The organism is Phyllobacterium ifriqiyense (assembly GCF_030817885.1).
Lineage (GTDB): Bacteria > Pseudomonadota > Alphaproteobacteria > Rhizobiales > Rhizobiaceae > Phyllobacterium > Phyllobacterium ifriqiyense.
This window is the reverse complement of record NZ_JAUSZT010000003.1, coordinates 2,379,042-2,399,995: the sequence shown is the minus strand read 5'-3', so window position 1 is coordinate 2,399,995 and position 20,954 is coordinate 2,379,042. Positions and strand designations below refer to the sequence as shown.

Annotated in this window: 23 protein-coding genes; 8 read left to right on the top strand and 15 right to left on the bottom strand. The window is 51.9% G+C overall.

Annotated features, from left to right (window positions below; translation table 11 throughout):
• Positions 1-55 precede the first annotated feature (55 nt).
• Genes QFZ34_RS19345 through gatB form a run of 3 tightly spaced genes read right to left on the bottom strand, consistent with a single transcriptional unit; the run spans position 56 to position 2,553 of the window.
• The gene (locus QFZ34_RS19345; RefSeq protein WP_307284358.1) at positions 56-544 is read right to left on the bottom strand and encodes a GNAT family N-acetyltransferase; all 489 of its coding nucleotides are present in this window, start codon (positions 542-544) and stop codon (positions 56-58) included.
• Entirely contained in the window at positions 541-1,050 is a 510-nt protein-coding gene (locus tag QFZ34_RS19340) for a GNAT family N-acetyltransferase (protein ID WP_115051663.1), read from the bottom strand. The genes QFZ34_RS19345 and QFZ34_RS19340 overlap by 4 nt, the downstream gene beginning before the upstream one ends.
• Positions 1,051-2,553 (bottom strand): Asp-tRNA(Asn)/Glu-tRNA(Gln) amidotransferase subunit GatB, encoded by a 1,503-nt coding sequence (gene gatB, locus QFZ34_RS19335; protein WP_307284353.1) that lies wholly within the window; start codon positions 2,551-2,553, stop codon positions 1,051-1,053. It abuts the gene before it with no gap.
• A 190-nt stretch (positions 2,554-2,743) separates the two neighbouring features.
• On the opposite strand from gatB, the gene QFZ34_RS19330 reads away from it, so the two are divergent.
• The 6 genes from QFZ34_RS19330 to QFZ34_RS19305 all read left to right on the top strand — a co-directional run bounded on the left by QFZ34_RS19330 (position 2,744) and on the right by QFZ34_RS19305 (position 8,154).
• Positions 2,744-3,115, top strand: a complete 372-nt coding sequence (locus QFZ34_RS19330) for an anthrone oxygenase family protein (protein ID WP_307284350.1) — start codon at positions 2,744-2,746, stop codon at positions 3,113-3,115.
• Positions 3,116-3,319: 204 nt separating this feature from the next.
• Positions 3,320-3,577: a YjhX family toxin gene (locus QFZ34_RS19325; RefSeq protein ID WP_115051666.1), complete on the top strand. Its 258-nt coding sequence runs from the start codon at positions 3,320-3,322 to the stop codon at positions 3,575-3,577.
• A 171-nt stretch (positions 3,578-3,748) separates the two neighbouring features.
• On the top strand, positions 3,749-5,980 hold the full coding sequence (gene purL / locus QFZ34_RS19320; protein WP_307284344.1) for a phosphoribosylformylglycinamidine synthase subunit PurL: 2,232 nt from the start codon (positions 3,749-3,751) through the stop codon (positions 5,978-5,980).
• Positions 5,981-5,992: 12 nt separating this feature from the next.
• Complete coding sequence (locus tag QFZ34_RS19315; protein WP_008120822.1) at positions 5,993-6,226, top strand: BolA/IbaG family iron-sulfur metabolism protein; 234 nt, start codon at positions 5,993-5,995, stop codon at positions 6,224-6,226.
• A gap of 115 nt (positions 6,227-6,341) precedes the next feature.
• Positions 6,342-6,674: a Grx4 family monothiol glutaredoxin gene (gene grxD, locus QFZ34_RS19310; RefSeq protein WP_115051668.1), complete on the top strand. Its 333-nt coding sequence runs from the start codon at positions 6,342-6,344 to the stop codon at positions 6,672-6,674.
• Between the two features lie 274 nt (positions 6,675-6,948).
• The gene (locus QFZ34_RS19305; RefSeq protein WP_307286492.1) at positions 6,949-8,154 is read left to right on the top strand and encodes a multidrug effflux MFS transporter; all 1,206 of its coding nucleotides are present in this window, start codon (positions 6,949-6,951) and stop codon (positions 8,152-8,154) included.
• 23 nt (positions 8,155-8,177) lie between these two features.
• Here QFZ34_RS19305 and ttcA read toward each other — a convergent pair whose 3' ends face one another.
• From ttcA to rpsD, 3 genes are all read right to left on the bottom strand, one after another.
• Entirely contained in the window at positions 8,178-9,035 is an 858-nt protein-coding gene (gene ttcA, locus QFZ34_RS19300; protein ID WP_307284340.1) for a tRNA 2-thiocytidine(32) synthetase TtcA, read from the bottom strand.
• A gap of 54 nt (positions 9,036-9,089) precedes the next feature.
• Positions 9,090-10,019, bottom strand: a complete 930-nt coding sequence (locus QFZ34_RS19295; RefSeq protein WP_115051670.1) for a glutaminase — start codon at positions 10,017-10,019, stop codon at positions 9,090-9,092.
• Between the two features lie 80 nt (positions 10,020-10,099).
• A complete protein-coding gene (gene rpsD, locus QFZ34_RS19290; protein WP_008120815.1) occupies positions 10,100-10,717 on the bottom strand; it encodes a 30S ribosomal protein S4 in 618 nt (205 codons plus the stop codon).
• Between the two features lie 295 nt (positions 10,718-11,012).
• On the opposite strand from rpsD, the gene QFZ34_RS19285 reads away from it, so the two are divergent.
• Positions 11,013-11,960 (top strand): extensin family protein, encoded by a 948-nt coding sequence (locus QFZ34_RS19285; protein WP_307284332.1) that lies wholly within the window; start codon positions 11,013-11,015, stop codon positions 11,958-11,960.
• Positions 11,961-11,976: 16 nt separating this feature from the next.
• On the opposite strand, the gene QFZ34_RS19280 is transcribed toward QFZ34_RS19285, so the two are convergent.
• Together QFZ34_RS19280 and QFZ34_RS19275 are read right to left on the bottom strand one after the other, a co-directional pair.
• On the bottom strand, positions 11,977-12,165 hold the full coding sequence (locus QFZ34_RS19280) for a DUF3008 family protein (RefSeq protein WP_115051672.1): 189 nt from the start codon (positions 12,163-12,165) through the stop codon (positions 11,977-11,979).
• Between the two features lie 62 nt (positions 12,166-12,227).
• Positions 12,228-12,644, bottom strand: a complete 417-nt coding sequence (locus tag QFZ34_RS19275; protein ID WP_307284329.1) for a winged helix-turn-helix transcriptional regulator — start codon at positions 12,642-12,644, stop codon at positions 12,228-12,230.
• 149 nt (positions 12,645-12,793) lie between these two features.
• On the opposite strand from QFZ34_RS19275, the gene QFZ34_RS19270 reads away from it, so the two are divergent.
• Positions 12,794-13,438 (top strand): NAD(P)-dependent oxidoreductase, encoded by a 645-nt coding sequence (locus tag QFZ34_RS19270; protein ID WP_307284326.1) that lies wholly within the window; start codon positions 12,794-12,796, stop codon positions 13,436-13,438.
• A gap of 32 nt (positions 13,439-13,470) precedes the next feature.
• Here QFZ34_RS19270 and QFZ34_RS19265 read toward each other — a convergent pair whose 3' ends face one another.
• From QFZ34_RS19265 to QFZ34_RS19235, 7 genes are all read right to left on the bottom strand, one after another.
• Entirely contained in the window at positions 13,471-13,854 is a 384-nt protein-coding gene (locus QFZ34_RS19265; protein WP_503128821.1) for a hypothetical protein, read from the bottom strand.
• Between the two features lie 79 nt (positions 13,855-13,933).
• Positions 13,934-14,716, bottom strand: coding sequence for a Y-family DNA polymerase (locus tag QFZ34_RS19260; RefSeq protein WP_307284322.1), 783 nt, complete (start codon positions 14,714-14,716; stop codon positions 13,934-13,936).
• A 68-nt stretch (positions 14,717-14,784) separates the two neighbouring features.
• Positions 14,785-16,575, bottom strand: coding sequence for a single-stranded-DNA-specific exonuclease RecJ (gene recJ, locus QFZ34_RS19255; RefSeq protein WP_307284319.1), 1,791 nt, complete (start codon positions 16,573-16,575; stop codon positions 14,785-14,787).
• A gap of 55 nt (positions 16,576-16,630) precedes the next feature.
• The gene (gene glpX / locus QFZ34_RS19250; protein ID WP_115051677.1) at positions 16,631-17,620 is read right to left on the bottom strand and encodes a class II fructose-bisphosphatase; all 990 of its coding nucleotides are present in this window, start codon (positions 17,618-17,620) and stop codon (positions 16,631-16,633) included.
• A 169-nt stretch (positions 17,621-17,789) separates the two neighbouring features.
• Entirely contained in the window at positions 17,790-19,106 is a 1,317-nt protein-coding gene (locus QFZ34_RS19245) for a homoserine dehydrogenase (RefSeq protein WP_307284314.1), read from the bottom strand.
• A gap of 72 nt (positions 19,107-19,178) precedes the next feature.
• On the bottom strand, positions 19,179-20,396 hold the full coding sequence (locus QFZ34_RS19240; protein WP_307284311.1) for an LL-diaminopimelate aminotransferase: 1,218 nt from the start codon (positions 20,394-20,396) through the stop codon (positions 19,179-19,181).
• A 184-nt stretch (positions 20,397-20,580) separates the two neighbouring features.
• Positions 20,581-20,763 (bottom strand): Flp family type IVb pilin, encoded by a 183-nt coding sequence (locus QFZ34_RS19235; protein WP_307284307.1) that lies wholly within the window; start codon positions 20,761-20,763, stop codon positions 20,581-20,583.
• Between the last annotated feature and the right edge of the window lie 191 nt (positions 20,764-20,954).

Below are 20,954 nucleotides of genomic sequence, written 5' to 3'. Positions count from 1 at the left end.
AACGAAGTCATTTTGTTACCGGGTTTATGGCCGTATCATTGGCTGATAGCAAGGGTCAAGTTGACGCTGGACCTGCTTGTAGTTTCAACTTGAAGCCCGCATGAGATTTCTTGAAACCCAGCCGCTCATAAAAACGGTGGGCATCCTGTCTCTGATTGTTCGATGTCAATTGCGCCGAATTTGCTCCACGTTCCTGTCCGATTTTCAGGCAATGTGTAATCAACAGGCCTCCAATACCCTTGCCGCGCATATCGGCGCGGGTTTGAACCGCTTCGATGATCATGCGCTTGCTTCCACGCCCAACAAGTGACGTTACGAATGTCACTTGTGCCGTTGCAACAATTTCACCGCTCATGATTCCAACAAAAATCAGATCATTCGGGCTATTTTGAATTGCGGCAAAGGCACTCTCATAGATGGGAAGAGCGGCAATATCCGTGGTGTCATTATGGCCGCCAACGACATCATCTGCAAACAATGCAACAAGCGCAGGCAAATCCTCAATCGTTACTTCCCGAAAGCTCAAACCACTTTCGATGTTCATGGCGCCAGTTCATACCCAGTCAAAGACTTTTCGAGAACGATTACCGAAATACCCGAATTGGGTTGGCCCCAATCATCGATCTTGGTGCTGGTTTTCTCAAACCCTCTGCTCTCATAAAACTCAACAGCATTCCGATTCTTGTCGATTACTTCCAGCTGTAAAGCGAATACACCGGGAAATGCACTTTCAACCTCGGCGAGCAACAGAGAGCCGACACCTTTTTTCTGATGCTCGGGATGAACATAAAGCTGATTCAGGATCGAAAGCTTGTGATCTTTTTGCGAAGCATAGGCCATACCGAGAATGTCGGCGCCATCATCCGCAATAATGAATTCCGAGTAAGGCTTGGCCAATTGTTTTTTGAGCGCCTCCAACGAGTGATAGCGAGATGTGATCTCGTTGACCCTTTCAACGCCGTAGACATCGTCATAGGTCGCATGCCAAGTTTCGACCAGCAAGTCGTGAACAGCGTTCAGATCTTCCTTGGTTGCGCTGCGAACCCACATTTATTCTGTTATCCCAAGCTTGGCTTTGACTAGATCGCTGAGAACCTGCGGGTTGGCTTTGCCGCCCGTCGATTTCATCACCTGCCCGACGAACCAGCCTGCAAGGCTGGGCTTAGCCTTTGCCTGTTCGACCTTATCAGGATTTGCAGCGATGATTTCATCAACGGCCCGTTCTATGGCTCCGGTATCCGTGACCTGTTTCATGCCTCGGCTTTCGACCACTTCTCTTGGATCGCCGCCTTCGTTCCAGATAATCTCGAACAGATCCTTGGCAATCTTACCGGAAATCACGCCTTCCTTGATGAGGTCAATTATCGCCCCGAGCTGATCCGGTAAAACTGGCGATTCTTCAATGCCTTTTCCTGCCTTGTTCAAGGCTCCGAGAAGATCATTAATTACCCAGTTGGCTGATAACTTGCCATCACGACCTTTGGCAACCGCTTCATAATAATCGGCAATCGCCTTTTCAGTAACAAGAATAGAGGCGTCGTAAACGGATAGCCCAAGACTGGATACCAGCCGCGCCTTCTTGTCATCAGGTAATTCCGGCAGATCAGCCTTCAATTCGTCAACATAGGCCTGCGTGAATTCGAGCGGCAGCAAATCTGGATCGGGGAAGTAGCGATAATCATGCGCCTCTTCTTTCGAACGCATCGAACGTGTTTCGCCCTTGGACGGATCAAACAGTCGAGTTTCCTGATCGATGGAACCGCCATCTTCGAGAATAGCTATCTGGCGGCGGGCCTCATATTCGATCGCTTGACCGACGAAGCGGATGGAGTTCACATTCTTGATCTCGCAGCGCGTGCCAAATTCCCCGCCTGGCTTACGGACAGAAACGTTAACGTCGGCCCGCATGGAACCTTCATCCATGTTTCCATCGCAAGTGCCCAGATATCGCACGATAGTACGCAACTTGGTCAGATAGGCTTTGGCCTCGTCCGACGAGCGCATATCGGGTTTGGATACGATTTCCATCAACGCAACGCCAGAGCGGTTCAGATCCACATAAGACATTGTGGGGTTCTGATCATGGAGCGACTTGCCAGCATCCTGTTCCAAATGCAGGCGCTCAATACCGATTTCTATATCTTCAAACTCGCCTTTCTTATCGGGACCGACCGAAATGATCATCGTGCCTTCGCCGACGATTGGCTGCTTGAATTGTGAAATCTGATAGCCTTGCGGCAAATCAGGATAAAAGTAATTCTTACGGTCGAATACGGATTTCAGGTTGATTTGCGCTTTCAGGCCAAGACCGGTGCGAATAGCCTGGCGCACACACCATTCATTGATAACCGGAAGCATGCCGGGCATAGCAGCATCTACCAGCGATACGTTCTCATTGGGGCCAGCACCGAATGTCGTGGATGCACCGGAAAACAGCTTTGAATTAGACGTTACCTGGGCATGGACTTCCATACCGATGACGATTTCCCAATCGCCTGTGGCACCTGAGACAAAACGCTTGGGTTCGGGCGTGCGGGTATCAACAAGAGTCATGCTGGTCTGTCGTTCCTGGCTGAAAATATCTGAATACTGGCTAGTGCAATCCGGCTTATGAGGCAAGTGATTCTGACGTTTTCGGTCGGGATGTTCGTATCTTCCATCACCCCGCATATAGTTATACGCTCGAAACGTTCAACGACCAGTACCACCACAATCATAGCGACGGGAATTTGGGAGAAGAGATATGATCATGCTTTTGCCCGTTCTAACGATGCTTGCTGCCCTGGGAAGCGGCATCATGGCTGGCCTTTTCTTCGCATTCTCCAGCTTCATCATGACGGCATTTTCAAAACTTCCGCCCGAACAGGGCATTGCGGCAATGAATTCAATCAACGTGACAATCCTAAATGCTACATTTGGCATGGCCTTCTTCGGTACAGCCCTACTTTGTATTGTGCTGGGCATTCAAGCCATCTCACCGGCGAGTCCGGAAGGCACGGCACTGTGGACACGTTATTTTGCAGAGTGGGTACCATGGAATCATGTACGCACCTTTGCCAGCACAGGATCGTTAATTGCGTTTATTCTGGCCTATGGGAAGCTGAACGCTGTCTAACAAGGTTGCACTCTTTGACAGCCACTCTGCACACCATTATATAAACGCCATCCACGATGGAGTTTTTATGTTCAATCAGTCTGAGTCCCGCTAAAGCCCCGACTTCTTTGAAGTCAGGGGCATGAAAACAGGAGCCCCGAGCCAATTTAAACCGGCTGCGGATGTGTTCTCATGGGCATTTGCCCGTTTTCCAGGACTCAACAAATGGACATTTCGCGCGATGAACAGCGCATTCTTCACTTGCTCGCTCAAGGCGGTAAAATTCTGCTTGAAAAGGACGAGGACAAAACCATTCGGGATATCATCTGCCTTACACGCGATGGTGCCCGCTATACTGCCTGCAATTTAAGGCTGTTTCGCAAACTGAAACAAAAAAAGGCCATAGCCTCTTCGGGCGGTGGACCTTATCGGGTAACGCGACGGGGCCTGCAACTGGTCCGGTCGGAACTCGACAATCGCTGAAGCTGAGGGCTGGTGGCGGAAAACTGCCGCCAGCCCTCACAGCGTCACGTACCAGGCTTGATCGGGCATTTTTCAGTGGTTCCCTGTTCTTTTTTCTCTCGAACACGGTGTATTCCCGTTGCAAATTGCTCTAAGAGAACCGCTTAACACACAACGGAACTGATATTGCTCATGGGTCTTTCCAACACTGTTCAGATCACACCGGAACTAATCGCCTCGCACGGGCTGAAGCCGGATGAATATCAACGCATTCTCGATCTGATCGGACGCGAGCCCAGCTTCACAGAGCTTGGTATTTTCTCCGCCATGTGGAACGAGCATTGTTCCTACAAGTCGTCCAAGAAATGGCTTCGTACATTGCCGACGACCGGTCCCCAGGTTATCCAAGGTCCCGGCGAAAATGCTGGCGTCGTAGACATTGGTGACGGCGATTGCGTGGTTTTCAAAATGGAAAGCCATAACCACCCCTCCTATATTGAACCCTATCAAGGCGCTGCAACAGGCGTTGGCGGTATCTTGCGTGATGTATTCACCATGGGTGCCCGCCCGATTGCTGCCATGAATGCATTGCGCTTCGGCGAACCTGCACATCCCAAGACCCGTCATCTTGTATCGGGCGTGGTTGAAGGCGTTGGCGGATACGGCAATTCCTTCGGAGTGCCGACCGTAGGTGGCGAAGTCAATTTCGACGCGCGCTATAATGGCAATATTCTTGTAAACGCTTTTGCTGCCGGTTTGGCCAAAACCGATGCGATTTTCCTGTCGGAAGCCAAGGGTGTTGGCCTTCCTGTCGTTTATCTCGGAGCAAAAACCGGACGCGACGGCGTTGGCGGCGCAACGATGGCTTCTGCCGAATTTGACGAGTCAATCGAAGAGAAGCGCCCTACCGTTCAGGTTGGTGACCCCTTTACTGAAAAGTGTCTGCTGGAAGCGTCACTTGAATTGATGGCTTCGGGCGCTGTTATCGCTATTCAGGACATGGGCGCTGCGGGCTTGACCTGCTCTGCTGTTGAAATGGGCGCCAAGGGCAACCTCGGTATTGAACTCAATCTGGACAAAGTTCCCGTACGTGAAGAGCGTATGACCGCTTATGAGATGATGCTGTCCGAAAGCCAGGAGCGCATGCTTATGGTTTTGCGCCCGGAAAAAGAAGAAGAAGCCCAGGCCATTTTCAAGAAATGGGGACTGGATTTCGCCATCGTAGGGCATACAACCGACGACCTTCGCTTTCGCGTCATTCATCAGGGCGAGGAAGTTGCCAACCTCCCCATCAAGGATCTCGGCGATCAGGCTCCGGAATATGACCGCCCATGGATGGAACCGGGCAAGCACGCTCCGCTGCCAGCTTCAAACGTTCCACAGGTTGAAGATTATAACGCAGCATTATTGCAGATGCTTAATTCGCCAGATTTGTCATCGCGCCGCTGGGTGTACGAGCAATATGACACGCTCATTCAAGGCAACTCACTACAATTGCCGGGTGGCGATGCAGGCGTGGTTCGCGTCGAAGGTCATCTTACCAAAGCACTCGCATTTTCATCAGACGTCACGCCGCGTTATTGCGAGGCTGATCCATATGAAGGCGGCAAGCAGGCTGTCGCTGAATGCTGGCGCAATCTTACAGCTGTTGGCGCCGAACCTCTCGCCGCCACCGATAATCTCAATTTTGGTAATCCGGAACGACCGGAGATCATGGGCCAGTTGGTTAAAGCTATTGGCGGCATAGGCGACGCTTGCCGTGCGCTCGCCTTCCCGATCGTTTCGGGCAATGTCTCACTCTATAATGAAACAAATGGACAAGCCATTTTGCCAACCCCGACCATTGCTGGCGTCGGGCTGATCCCTGATTGGTCCAAGATTGCCAAGATAGGCGGCATGGCAAACGGAAATATCTTGATCCTCATCGGCACAGACGGCAGCCATCTTGGGCAGTCGATTTATTTGCGCGATCTTCATAGTCGCTCAGATGGACCGGCTCCCAATGTCGATCTCGCAGTCGAGAAGAGGAATGGCGATTTCGTCCGCTCCGCAATACGCAATGGCCAGGTTACTGCCTGCCATGACTTATCGGATGGCGGACTTGGCATTGCGCTGGCTGAAATGTGCATGGCCTCTGGCAAAGGTGCATCTGTTTCGGTTGGTGAAGATGCCCCGCATGCCCTGCTCTTTGGTGAGGATCAGGCTCGGTATATTATCGCCGTGCCCGCCGATATGGCAAACTTCGTAACGCTCAATGCTGAGGGCTCGGGCATTCCGTTCCGCAAGCTTGGCGTCGTAGAGGGCAATGCATTGACGATCGGAGAGTTGGTCTCCATATCAGTAGCAGACCTGACAAATGCCCACGAATCGTGGTTCCCTGACTATATGAACGGTCCGGCGAACCAAAAAGATCAGGCCGCCTGAGGAGAACGACACATGGCAATGGACGCGCGTGATATCGAAAAAATGATTCAAGACGCCATTCCCGATGCGAAGATTACCATCCGCGATCTGGCGGGTGACGGAGATCACTATGCTGCTGAGGTTGTCGCTGAGAGCTTTCGGGGCAAGTCACGAGTTCAGCAGCACCAGATGGTCTATGATGCATTGAAGGGCAATATGGGCGGTGTGCTGCATGCCCTCGCCCTGCAGACCAGCGCACCGGAATAAACCAATTCGGGAACACCGAGCCTTGTTTTGCCAGAATTGAAGCGCTATTTGTTAGGAAAGTTCAATTTTGACCAGCGATGACGATTCGTCGTGTTTGGTAGGAAGGTTTGCCGAAATGAGCGGTATTAGCGAATTTATCGATAACGAAGTGAAGAGCAACGATGTTGTTCTGTTCATGAAGGGCACCCCAGGGTTTCCCCAGTGCGGCTTTTCCGGTCAGGTTGTGCAGATACTTGATTATGTTGGCGTGGATTATAAAGGCGTGAATATACTGACCTCCGACGAATTGCGTCAGGGCATCAAGGAATATTCTAATTGGCCGACCATCCCGCAACTTTATGTTAAGGGCGAGTTTGTTGGCGGCTGTGATATTATCCGCGAAATGTTTCAGGCTGGCGAACTGCAATCCCTCTTTAGCGAAAAAGGTGTTGCCACTAAGGCAGCCTGATTACGCAAATAAATCAGTCAGTTCCGCGGTTTAGCGGAATTATATTCTAAAGGCGTCGGATATACCGACGCCTTTGTCGTTGTTTAAGGTTCCGTAGGAACTCAAGAGATGACAGCACGATGATGTGTTTTGAGCGGTTAATGAAACGAGCGTCAGGCCCGTTAGCCGATTGCAAGGGCGACCCGGCGGTCATCGCTCGGGCATTTTATAGATGATGTTTGCAGGTTCGAAAATGAAAACCCCCTCGACAGGATTAACTCCCAAACTTGGCGCAATGACCAAGATTGAGTTTATCGCAATGATGGCAGCGCTCATGGCGCTTAATGCCCTTGCAATTGATATTATGCTGCCAGGATTGCAGGAAATCGGTGCCAGCCTTGGCGTTGCCACCGAAAATCATCGTCAATATGTAATTTCGGCCTATCTCATGGGCTTCGCGGTTTCGCAATTATTCTATGGTCCAATTTCTGATCGTTTTGGTCGCCGCAAACCTATGTTCGCTGGTTTGGTGATTTACATTCTGTCCGCGCTAGCGTGCGTATTTGTGCCGAGTTTCGCCTCCTTGCTATTTTTTCGCTTGCTTCAAGGCATCGGATCGGCAGCCACACGCGTCATCACGATTTCGATCGTTCGTGACGTTTATGGCGGCCGGATGATGGCAGAAGTCATGTCTCTCATCATGATGGTGTTTATGGTGGTTCCAGTCATCGCCCCGGGCACGGGGCAAGCAGTCATGCTGTTTGGAAACTGGCATCTCATCTTCATTTTCATGGCAATTATCGCAGCTGCCGTGATGTGCTGGTTCTATATCCGTCTCCCAGAAACACTTGATCCAGCCGACGTGCGGCCGTTTACATTGCGATCGGTCAGCCGGGGCTTCATCATCGTTCTGACGAACCGTGTGGCTCTTTGCTATACACTAGCGAGCGCATTCATTTTCGGCGCTCTTTTCGGCTTCATCAATTCTGCCCAGCAAATTTACGTCGGCATTTATGAACTCGGCGTATGGTTCCCGGTAGCGTTTGCGGGTGTCGCTGTAACTATGGCATTCTCGTCATTCGTCAATTCGCGTTTCGTCGGTCGTTTTGGCATGCGCCGCCTCTCTCACGGAGCGCTCCTGGCCTTTCTGACGGTCAACGGCCTCTGGCTGCTGGTTACATTGTTTGGACCACACCCAACGCCGTTTGTGCTCTATTTCCTGTTTTTCGCTGTGGCCATGTTCCAGTTCGGCTGGATCGGTTCCAACTTCAATTCGCTTGCCATGGAACCGCTGGGGCATGTAGCGGGCACAGCTTCATCGGTCCTTGGCTTTATGGGAACAGCCGGTGGCGGCGCAATTGGCGCATTGATTGGACAGGCTTTCGATGGCACGACAACGCCGCTGGTAGCAGGCTTCTTCGTGCTTTCATTAATCGGGCTGGTGTTTGTTCTCATTGCCGAGCGGGGCAAATTATTCAAGCCACACAATCAACCCGTTTAAGGTCTTAGCAAACCCGGGCATGTTCATTCGCCGGGGTTTGCCTTCGGTGACAGTCCTGTAAAATCGAAAATCTTGCGGTCCAGCAGATGGCTTGGACGTGTGTTGGCAAGGGCGCGAATCATAATCTCCTTGCGCCCTGGCATGCGTTTTTCAATGTCGGAAAGCATTGCCTTCATCATGTTTCGCTGAAGTCCGTCCTGACTTCCGCACAGGTCGCAAGGTATGATGGGAAATTGCATCGCCTGTGCAAATTTTTCCAGATCGTCCTCAGCACAATAGCTTAAAGGCCGAAGCAGCATCAGATCACCATCATCATTCAATAATTTCGGAGGCATTGCCGCGAGCCTGCCACCGTGGAAGAGATTCATTAAAAACGTTTCGAGAATGTCTTCCCGATGATGCCCGAGAACCAATGCCGAACAACCTTCCTCCCGCGCTACCCGATAAAGATGGCCACGCCGCAACCGTGAACACAGCGAGCAATAGGTCTGGTTTTCGGCAACCTTTTCTGTGACGATTGAATAGGTGTCTTTATATTCAATACGATGTTGAATTCCGTTTCGTGTCAGAAAATCCGGCAAAATATGTTTCGGAAAATTGGGCTGGCCCTGATCCAGATTGCAAGCAACAAGCTCGACCGGCAGCAGTCCGCGCCACTTCAAATCAAGCAACAGTGCTAGAAGCCCATAGGAATCCTTACCGCCCGAAAGCCCAACAAGCCAACGTTCGCCCGGATTGATCATGGCAAAATCTTCAAGTGCCTGTCGTGTATTGCGCAGCAGACGCTTGCGCAATTTGTTGAACTCTACTCCGGGCGGCGCATTCAGAAACATAGGATGGCAGCCGGAATCTTGGGCAATATCCAGATCATGAACAGTCATGGGAACACCTCATTTCACCTTCATTGCCCATAAATGCAGGCGATGCAGACCTTGTTATTGTCCGAATACCGACCAGCCGGTCCGTTGTGCCAAAAGTTCTAGCGCTGCCGAACCCAACTGCGAATTGCCGTTTTCGTTCAACCCCGGAGACCATACTGCTATCGAAGCCTTACCGGGTGCAATGGCCAGAATTCCTCCACCAACGCCGCTCTTGCCGGGAAGACCTACGCGATAAGCAAAATCGCCAGAACCATCATAATGACCACACATGAGCATCAGAGCATTGATCCGGCGTGCGCGGCTGGGGGAAACCACACTTCCACCACTCAAAGGATTGCGACCAGCCGACGCAAGATAGAGTCCGGCATGGGCAAGTTGGTGGCAAGACATCGCCACCGCGCAGTGATGGAAATAAACGCCGAGCACGTGCTCGGCGGGGTGATTGAGATTGCCGAACGATCTCATAAAATTTGCGAGCGCAACATTGCGATACCCGGTATTTGTCTCCGAACGCGCGACATTGTGATCAATCGCTATTGTATCATCGTCGGCCAACTGACGAATAAATTGCACGATCTCGCCGATGGCTTCTTTAGGCACATGCCCCGCCAAAACTACATCTGCCACCGCAATTGCGCCAGCATTGATAAAGGGATTACGCGGCTTTCCCTTTTCTTGCTCAAGCTGCACAATGGAATTAAACGAATTGCCTGATGGCTCACGGCCAACTCTTTTCCACAGCCCATCGCCAATCTTGCCGAGCGCCAAAGTGAGCGTGAAAACCTTTGAGATACTCTGGATCGAAAAGGCTGTAGCCGCATCGCCGGCAGAGTAGAGTTTTCCATCGGTCGTGACCAAAGCTATGCCAAACTGCCTTGGATCCACTGTCGCCAACTCGGGAATATAATCAGCAAGCTTGCCTTCCCCGATCCTGTCTGAAAGATCGTGATAAACACTATCAACAATGGATTTTAGGTCAGTCATTCCCGCATCCTCTATGATTCTGGAACAAAAAAGCCGCCAGGATTGCTCCAGGCGGCTTCTTCAAAAACTTCAAAACCCGATTAACGCGAATAGAATTCGACGACCAGATTTGGTTCCATCTGTACAGCATATGGCACATCGGAGAAGGCCGGAACGCGATTGTACTTGGCAACCATCTTGGTGTGATCAACTTCGATGTATTCTGGAACATCACGCTCAGCGAGCTGAACGGCTTCCAAAACAATCACAAGCTGCTTTGACTTTTCACGAACTTCAATCACATCACCAGCCTTGCAGATGTAGGACTGGATGTTGGTGCGACGGCCATTAACATTTACGTGGCCGTGGTTGACGAACTGACGCGCTGCGAAGATCGTTGGAACGAACTTTGCGCGGTACACAATCGCATCCAGACGCGACTCAAGCAGACCAATGAGCTGCTCACCAGTATCGCCCTTGCGACGTGATGCTTCTTCATAGGTCTTGCGGAACTGCTTTTCCGAAATGTCGCCGTAGAAGCCTTTGAGCTTCTGCTTTGCGCGCAGCTGAACACCGAAGTCGGACAGCTTGCTCTTGCGGCGCTGACCGTGCTGGCCTGGGCCATATTCACGGCGATTTACAGGGGACTTCGGGCGGCCCCAGATGTTTTCGCCAAGACGGCGGTCAATTTTATACTTGGACGATTCGCGCTTGCTCATCGCATTTCCTTTCAACAAAACCAAACCAAGGCTAAATACCCCGGTTCAAGGAAACGCGCCCTCCTCTGCCTTCCGTTTTCGAAGACTGACAGAGCGACCCACGCACGCTTTGCGAGATCACCCACGGGACACGTCAAATGAAACGCAGAGCTGTTAGGCCCTGCGCTGTTGTGGCTTCTAGTGCCAAGGTTCCTTGATGTCAAGCGCAGGCGATGTTTCAGCGGCTCATATAAATTGAAACCGATATTGGTATTTGCACGTTAGGGTAGACGCTCAAACAGGAGTAGAGCCGATAATGACCCTATTCTCGCGTCCAACGCGTTTTCATCTATTCATCCTTTTATCTCTTGCAGCATCTATTTCAAGCTTGACATTGGTGAGTTCCACCAGCGATGCGGATGCGCGATCCCGGCGCAACCACCAAACCAGAATCGCGAAGCCTGCCTTGCCTACTATTCCCCCGCTTCCGCTGGATAATCCGCGAGCAACCGTCGCGCCGGAGCAAAAGGCTGAAACGCCCGTACCGGACCAAAAACCGGCGATGGAAGCTGAACCTGCAGCAAAACCTGATGAAAAGCCAATTGTTGCGCCCAAGGCGGAGCAACAAGGTCCTAAGCCGGATCAAACAGAAGACAACAAAAAGCCGGACGAAGCCACTGAAACAAATGACGCCGCAACTTCACCGGATCGGATTTACCAAAATGCGTGCCCCGCAATCATGAATGGCGATATCCAAGGCGAATTGATACCTCCCCTTTCGGAAGGGGTTTGCGGCGAGCGTTCGCCATTGAAGGTGACGGCGATTGGCAAAGACAATCCCGTGAAATTTGCCGCGCCGATCATAACGAATTGCGCAATGGCTGGATCGTTGGCCAATTGGGTTGTCGAAATTCAAAAAGAGGCACAGAAAAACTTCGGTGCCGAGATAGAAAGCATTGCGACCGGTTCCGACTATCAGTGCCGAAAGGTCAATAATGGTCATAAGGGACGCGTTTCAGAGCATGCCTTTGCCAATGCGCTGGACATTATCTCGTTCAAGTTCAAGAACGGAAAAACGACAGAACTCGGATCAGGCTGGAAAGGCAAACCGGAAGAGCAGGCGTTCTGGTCATCACTGCACAAGCTTAGCTGCGAGCGATTCATGACGGTTATCGGCCCGGACGGGGACGCCGCACATCAGGGTAACCTGCATCTTGATCAAGGGTGCCACGGAAAGAGCTGCGAGGCGCGCATCTGCCAGTAATGCGCGCTCGCAGGGATCAATGCTTGGTTTTCTTCTTGGGCAGATCCTTGCGATCAGTTTCAGCGAACTCCTCGAGCTGTTTCTCGCTCATGGACTCATACATGCCCTTTGATGCGCCTTTGAGCTCGCTCTTCTTGGTGTCGCCTCGTTTTGCTGAAAGCGCTGCACCTGCTGCTTTCTGTTGAGCCTGAGATTTTGCCGGCATTTTCGTTCTCCCTTTAAACATTCCTTGAGGTGGAGAAACGCAATGCACTTGGGAGGGTTCCGTTATTCTGACTTTGCCGCATCAAACTCAGCGCGCGCCTTTCGCAGGTGATCGCGATTGGTCACCGCCCATTCACCCAAGGCTCCCACTGGCACCGCTATTGAATGTCCAATATCCGTGAGTGCGTAAGTGACTTCCGGAGGAGATGTCGGCTTTACGGTGCGCAACACAAGTCCGTCGCGTTCCAGCGAACGCAGGGTCACGGTCAGCATACGTTGCGAAATGCCTTGGATCATACGTCGCAATACATTGAAGCGCCGTGGTCCGGACTGCAGATTGATGATCGTCAAAAGACTCCAGGAATCACCGACAAGATCAAGCACCTCCCGCATCGGGCATAAACCACCCTCTTCGGGCTTCATAGCGGGCATTGATTCGAGCAAGGGGACGTTTCGACTGGTATTTGCGTGTATCGTCATAGCTTCATCACCAAATTTGGATATCACCCGGGCGGTTACCTAGGGGTGCCTTAAAACGGAAAAAGTGCGTTCTTTTCAGACCCACGCATCTAGCATAGATAGTTATTGTTAGTAACCAGAAAACGATGCGTACCTGCATCAAGGAGCATATGATGAAAATTGCATTGATCGGTGCCACCGGTTTTGTCGGCCAGGAAATTTTGAAAGAGGCTATTTCTCGCGGAGACAGCGTTACTGCTTTGGTGCGCAATCCCGCAAAGGTTGAAAAATTGGATGGCGTGACCGCCATCGAGGCGGATGCCTTGGATACAGCAGCTTTATCGGAGAAGCTCAAAGGGCATGACATCGTGGTTTCTGCCTATAATCCAGGCTGGACAGATCCAAACATTCAGGCTGTCCACATCAAAGCCAGCAAATCAATTACCCAAGCGACCAAATCGGCAGGCATAAAACGTCTGATCGTTATTGGCGGCGCAGGAAGCCTGTATGCTGAGGACGGCACACAATTCGTAGACGGCGAACATTTTCCCGCGGAGTATAAGGAAGGTGCACTTGGCGCACGTCAGGCACTGAATGATCTTCGCACTGAAACCGAACTTGACTGGAGCTTCGTTTCACCCCCGTTCCATCTCGTACCTGGTCCTCGCACCGGAAAATACCGTCTGGGTAAGGAAAACCCGGTTTTTGACGCTGAAGGTAAAAGTGCAATCAGCGCAAGCGATCTTGCAGTTGCGATTGTCGATGAAGTTCATAGTCCAAAGCACAAGCAGCAACGTTTTACCGCGGCTTACTAATTTTTTAGCTGCCCCACTTCACCTTGGGGCAGCTAAAAATCTTCGGGTTCAGGAATACGCCCGAATGCAATTTTAGAACCTATATAATCACCGGGGCCCTGAGTGGATCCCAGGCTGAGTGCTTTCGACCCGTGGCGGACACGAATCTTGTCTATCAAATCAGAAACGCTTTCCCACTGAGCCCGTTGTTTCACGCTCTCGCCCGTATCGAACAAATCGTGAGTGCCTTCTTGTTCGGCCGAAAGGTCGTGAAGAACGACAGTGACCGAGCTTATATTTCGCATTTCCCCTGCCTCAACCATTTTTTGGTGCAGATTGTTAAGGCAATCCAAAAAACTGCGATCATCACGCGCGGGTCGAAATTGTCCCTCCAGCGTCACGCGGTTATCGCGTCTGACGCCAACCGTATAGCTCATTGCTGCCGCTCGATAATGGGAACGACGCAAACGCCGCGCAGCGCTCAACGTCAGCAGCCGTGCGCATTGCAGTACCTTTTCAGGCGCCCTCCAATCGGCAGGCAAGTTGCGACCATGTCCGAACATGCGTTTTACGGTCTCCGGCTTTTTCAATCGCATAACCGTGCAGCGCTGAAACAAACCGCTCACCTTCAACGCTGTTCCAGATAGCCCGAGCGTGCTTGGGGGCAAGGCTCCACAAACCTTTGATGTCAATGATCCCGGCTTGGTCCAACCTCGCCTCCATACCCTTGGAAATACCAGGCAGGTCGCGCAATTCCAGATCAAACAGCCTGCCTGGCAGGTCTTCGTGATCAAGCAAGACAAATCCATCCGGCTTGTCCATCTCCGCTGCAATCTTTGCCAAAAGCTCGTTGAGAGAGATGCCTATCGAGCAGGTAAGAACTGGCCCAATTTCATCGCGCAGCACGCGTTTTATTCTCACTGCAAGAGCTTGCGCTTGGCGTGCCTCGGACTCCAGCAAATGGCAGGCGACCTCATCAATTGAACGCACCGCAGCAATTGGAACACATCTTTCGATTGTTTCCAGAATGCGGTTATGCAGCTTTACATAGACATCCGGTCTCGCTGACACAAACACGATATCTGGGCATTTCTCGCGTGCTTCCCGCACCGATGTACCCGTCTTGATGCCATAGGGTTTGGCTTGGCGACTAGCAGCAATAACACTTGTGTGCGGGGAGTCTAGCGGCACTACGGCGACGGGCCTGTCCCGCAGCGCAGAATTCAACTGTTGTTCAGCGCTGGCAAAAAAGCTGTCAAAATCCAGATAAAGCTTCTCAGCATGTGTCGGCTTGCGCATTTTCAATGTTCCCACATGAGAACAAAAACAGAACATAGCTACCCTGCAAATGCAAGCACAATATTGACTCAGACAGCCTTTGCCGCATCAAGAATGCGAAATTGTGTCGTCGTTGAGCCGTTCCAATGATTAAGAGCCAGATTGCCTGCGACATGCACAGATTGACCTAATTGCCTGAAAAGGAAGTCGCCGAGGTCACTTCCCACCGCACGAAAGGCAATTGCATTGATACGCTTACCGTCTGCACCAGCAAGCGTCACCTTGATGTGGTTGATGCCGACTGACCGAGCGTCAATCAGCCTGTGGTGGGGAAGGACAAGAACCGGTTGAGGATGACCCGACCCAAACGGACCAGCTTTTTCCATCGTTTCGTAAAGGGGAACGGTCGCACCTGCAGCGCTCAAAGCTCCGTCAATTGCCAGTGAGGCATTTCCACGCAATTGTCCCACCATCTCTGCGGATTGCTCTTCGAAAAATGCGCGCAAAGCACCCATTTTCCCACGTTCAACGGTAATTCCGGCAGCCATTGCATGGCCGCCACCCTTAACCAACAGGCCCTGCTCTACCGCGCCTCTGACAAGCTTCCCCAAATCAAAGCCGTTAATAGACCTCCCGGAGCCGCTGCCGGTTCCGTTTGCATTGAACGCGATGGCAAAAGCAGGCCGACGTGCTCGCTCCTTTAATCGCGCGGCGATCAACCCGACGATACCGGGATGCCAGTCGTCATTGGCTGTAATGAGAATAGCCGGACCAGATGAGGAGGAAAGCTCGGCCATAGCCTCGGCTTCCGCCTGTTCAAGCATGATCGTTTCCATCGCCTGACGCTCTTGATTAAGCCGATCAAGCTCCTGCGCAATGCGCATGGCTTCATCCGGGTCGTCGAGTGTTAAAAGCCGCGCGCCGAGACCCGCATCGCCGATCCGCCCACCGGCATTGATTCGCGGACCGATCAGATAAGCGAAGTGAAACGCATTAAGCGGCTCTCCAATCCGCGAGACGCGCGCCAATGCCGCAAGTCCGACATTCTGCTGGGTGCGCGCGACAAGAAGCCCCTTCACCACAAAAGCACGGTTCAATTCTTTTAATGGGACAACGTCGCAGATCGTGGCCAAAGCAACGAGATCGAGTAAAGACAGCAGATCTGGTGGATTGGTATTAAGTTTTACCCCCTGCTCCCGCAGGATTCGCGAGGTTTGCACCAACGTCAGAAAAACTACGCCCGCAGCGCAGAGATGTCCCTGGCCGGACAAATCGTCCTCACGGTTGGGATTAACGATAGCGAGTGCGGCCTCAGGCAGATTACCACCCACTTGATGGTGATCCAGAACGACAACGTCGGCACCAGCGGCTTTAGCCGCATCAATTGCGGCGGCACTATTTGTTCCGCAATCAACTGTAACTATCAGCGAGGCTTGTTTTGCCAATTCCTGCATAGCAGCGGGGTTTGGGCCATAGCCCTCAAATATCCTGTCTGGAATGTAGATTTGATTTGCGATGCCATAATGGGCGAGAAAGCGCGATAGAATGGCTGAAGAACAAGCGCCATCAACGTCATAATCGCCGAAAATAGCAACTGTCTCACCAGAAATAATAGCTTTGGCGATGCGCGCTGCTGCCGGTGCCATATCCGTCAACGACGTCGGGTCTGGCATCAAACTTTTCAGAGTCGGCTCCATAAAAGCCGCCGCGTCATCCAAACCAACGCCCCTCCCAGCTAGGACGCGAGTGACGATATCGGGGAAGCCATGATTTTGCGCCATGGCCAGCGCAATATTTGCCTCGCGTTGGCCGAGTCGATCGACCCACTTCAGACCGGTTGCCGATTGTCCAACGCCGAGAAAAAGCCGTTCAGATGTCATCTGAGCGTTCAATCACTCGGCGGCCCGGAATGCAATGCCCCGAAAGTTCATTCTATTATTGGAACTTGCTCATATCCTGATGCTTCGCCTTGATTTCGCGAACTGTCTGAGAATGTGAGCGCATCACCACCGTGTGGGTCTGAATATAGTCGCGGGCGAACTTGACGCCGGAAAGCATATTGCCATCGGTCACGCCGGTTGCGGCAAAAAGCACGTCACCTTTGGCCATTTCTTCCATCGTATAGATTTTCTTGGGGTCGCTGATGCCCATTTTGGCTGCCCGGGCGATTTTGTCATCGCTGTTGAGTTGGAGCCGCCCTTGCATCTGCCCGCCAATGCAGCGAAGCGCCGCAGCAGCCAGAACGCCTTCAGGCGCGCCACCAATGCCAATATAAATATCAATGCCAGTTTCGTCGGGGTCAGTTGTATGGATAACGCCAGCGACATCACCATCGCCGATCAGACGAATGGAAGCGCCCGTGGCGCGGACTTCCTCAATCAAACGTGCATGACGTGGACGGTCCATAATGCAGGCTGTTATCTCACTGACGGGCACGCCCTTCGCTTTGGCAACTGCCATAATATTCTCAATGGCAGGCGCATCGAGATTGATGATTCCGGCTGGATAACCCGGTCCAACGGCAATCTTCTCCATGTACACATCCGGTGCATAGAGCAGGTTGCCTTTTTCGGCGATCGCGATAACTGCCAGGGAATTTGGCAAGTTCTTGGCGCAGATAGTCGTGCCTTCCAGTGGATCGAGCGCAATATCAACCTCAGGCCCACTGCGTGTTCCAACTTCCTCACCAATGTACAGCATTGGTGCTTCATCGCGCTCGCCTTCGCCGATAACAACAGTTCCCGCGATGGGCAGGCGATTCAATTCCTGACGCATTGCATCTACAGCAGCCTGATCGGCTGCCATTTCATCACCGCGCCCGCGCAGGCGAGCGGCGGCAACGGCTGCACGCTCGGTTACACGAACCAGCTCAAGGGTCAAAATACGATCGAGGCCTACATCAGTCTGGTCGGAAGTTTTCGGCATAGTTTTTCCTGCTTTTGTGGATATGGCCGCATTTCAAGATCAGCAATGCGGCTTTAGTAGCATCGCTATGCAAATCTTTTGTCAAAGTCGCAACCACGCGGCAAGGGCTTGAGCCGAAGAAAAGCCACTTGCCGAAAAAGCTAATCGATTAAACACACTATGCCGGTTTTTAACCCGCTCTTTCAATACGAATCATCTGGGGTTTATCGGTTGCGTGACCATCCTTGACGATTCCTTCGAGAGCTTTTTTAACCGCGGCTTCCGTCGTTTCGTGCGTTACCAGAATGACTGTCTTGGTCGCCTCTGCCTGGCTATTGGCACTTTGCCGCTGCACAATCGATTCAAGCGAAATATCATTATCTGCCATGCGCTTTGCGATCGCAGCGAACACACCTGCCCGGTCATGGACAGTCAGGCGAATAAAATACCCCCCCTCATGGGCACGCATTTTAGCACGCTTATAGGGTGCTAGCGCTTTCGCAGGTGTGCCAAAGACAGGGCCATGCTGAAAACCAGGTCGGCTTTTCGCGATATCAGCTAAATCGCCGATAACCGCAGATGCCGTTGCCGCTCCACCAGCCCCAGGGCCGGATAGCAACAGCTCACCCAGGAGATCCGTTTCGATAGCGACGGCGTTAGTAACGCCGTGGACCTGTGCGATAACCGATTCAACCGGCACCATCGTTGGATGCACACGCTGTTCAATGCCGCTTTCAGTCTTCAACGCAACGCCAAGCAACTTGATGCGATAACCAAGTTCGTCGGCAGCCTTGATATCTGCCAATGATATATTGCTGATACCTTCCAGATAAATGTCATCTGCTGCAATCTGCGTTCCAAACGCGAGGCTCGTCAGGATTGCGAGCTTGTGTGCTGTGTCATTTCCTTCGATGTCGAATGTCGGATCAGCTTCCGCATAGCCAAGGCATTGTGCATCGGCGAGACAGTCCTCAAAAGAGATACCCTCGTCCCACATCCTTGTAAGGATATAGTTGCAGGTGCCGTTCATGATGCCGTAAACGCGCGAAACCGTATTGCCCGTCAATGATTCGCGAAGCGCTTTAATGACTGGGATACCGCCTGCTACGGCAGCTTCAAAGTTTAACAGCACGCCTTTTTCTTCAGCGATCTTGGCGAGATAGACACCATGCTTTGCTAATAGCGCTTTGTTTGCAGTGACGACGTGCCGTCCCGATTTAAGGGCTGCTTCAACAGCTGCCCGAGCCGGCCCCTCGTCGCCGCCGATCAACTCGATAAAAACATCAATCTCATTCGATTTGGCCAGCTCAACCGGATCATCGAACCAAGTCGCCGCTGAGAAATCCACACCACGATCACGCTTGGCATCACGCGCTGATACTGCCGTGACGATAATCTGCTTCCCGCACTGACGGGTGAGCATTTCACCCTTGTCCCGCAAAATTTTCAGAACCGAGGCACCAACGGTACCCAATCCGGCGATTCCTACGCGCAGTGCTTCACTCATCGTTCACTTCCTTGGATTTTCATTAAAGCGGCGCCAGACAGCGCCGCTGATTCCGCTTCGGTCTACGCCAACTTAACGGCGCGCATTCAGCGGAATAACATTATGTAGTTTTTCGTCAGCTGTGCTGAGGAAACGCTTCAGATTACGGGCGGCCTGACGAATACGATGCTCGTTCTCCACCAGGGCGATGCGGATGTAATCATCCCCGTGTTCGCCAAAGCCGATACCAGGCGCGACGGCTACATCCGCATGCTCAATCAGAAGTTTGGAAAACTCCAACGAACCAAGGCTGCGGAACTTCTCCGGTATTGGTGCCCAAGCAAACATTGTCGCTGCAGGAGCTGGTATGGGCCAACCAGCGCGGCTGAAACTTTCCACCAGAACATCGCGGCGATGTTTGTAGATGGCGCGAACCTCAGCAATATCTGAGCCATCACCGTTCAGCGCAGCGGCGGCTGCGACCTGAATAGGGGTGAAAGCACCATAATCGAGATATGATTTGACCCGCGTCAGCGCTGAAATCAGCCGCTCATTACCAACCGCGAATCCCATACGCCAACCGGGCATGGAAAATGTCTTCGACATCGAAGTAAATTCAACGGCGACATCAATAGCGCCTGGAATCTGCAATACGGATGGCGGTGGCGCATCGTCAAAGTAAATTTCCGAATATGCCAAATCCGAAAGAATGATGATTTCGTTCTTCCGGGCAAAAGCTACCACGTCCTTGTAGAAATCAAGCGAAGCAACGTGAGCCGTAGGATTGGACGGATAGTTCAGGATCAATGCCAGCGGCTTTGGAATGGAATGGCGGATACCGCGTTCCAGAGCCGGGATGAAATGATCGTCCGGCATTGCAGGAATCGAGCGAATAACACCGCCGGACATGATGAAACCGAATGCATGGATTGGATAAGTGGGATCTGGGCAAAGAACGACATCACCGGGCGCAGTAATGGCTTGCGCCATATTTGCGAAACCTTCCTTCGAGCCGAGGGTCGCTACGATTTGCATGTCCGGATTAAGCTTTACTCCGAAACGGCGCTCATAATAGGCGGCCTGCGCGCGGCGCAAACCTGGAATACCCTTTGATGACGAATATCGATGCGTGCGCGGGTCCTGAACAGCCTCGCACAATTTGTCTACAACACTCTGAGGAGTTGGAAGATCGGGATTGCCCATACCAAGATCAACAATGTCCGCACCCGCGGCTCGCGCACTGGCCTTCAGGCGATTAACCTGCTCGAAAACATAAGGCGGGAGGCGGCGAACTTTATGAAATTCTTCCATATTTTTGGGTCCGGTTAAAAATAGCTGCAATGGGCGTGCGCTATACACCTAAACGGAACCACGGTCGAGAGATCATTGTGATGAGAGGGTATTGATAACACCAAACGAAAAACCAGACCACTGGACAGCGGTCTGGTTTTTTGAGCCCCGGATATCAGATAATCTCGCGCCTCATCTTTAATTTTTATTCAGCTGGTGCGCCCGGAACCAACTTTTCGGAAACTTTGCCGAACGTAGCAGAAATATTGCCACCCAATGTCGTTGCCGCACTGATGATGGCGACGGAGATCAAAGCTGCGATGAGACCGTACTCAATTGCAGTCGCGCCGGATTCATCCTTGAGGAAACGTGTGATGAGAGTTGTCATGTGCCTGTCCTGTTTGTCTGGTTTTAAAATATAATTGGTTTCGTTGAACCGTCGTGAACATAGGGTGACAGGAATTGAGCACGCATTAATGGAGATGGTTACCAAAAACTATCTGATTTTATTGCTTAATCGGCCTTTACCGCGCATGATTAAATCTAATTAAAATTCGCTGCTGAAATGGTTGCGCTTGG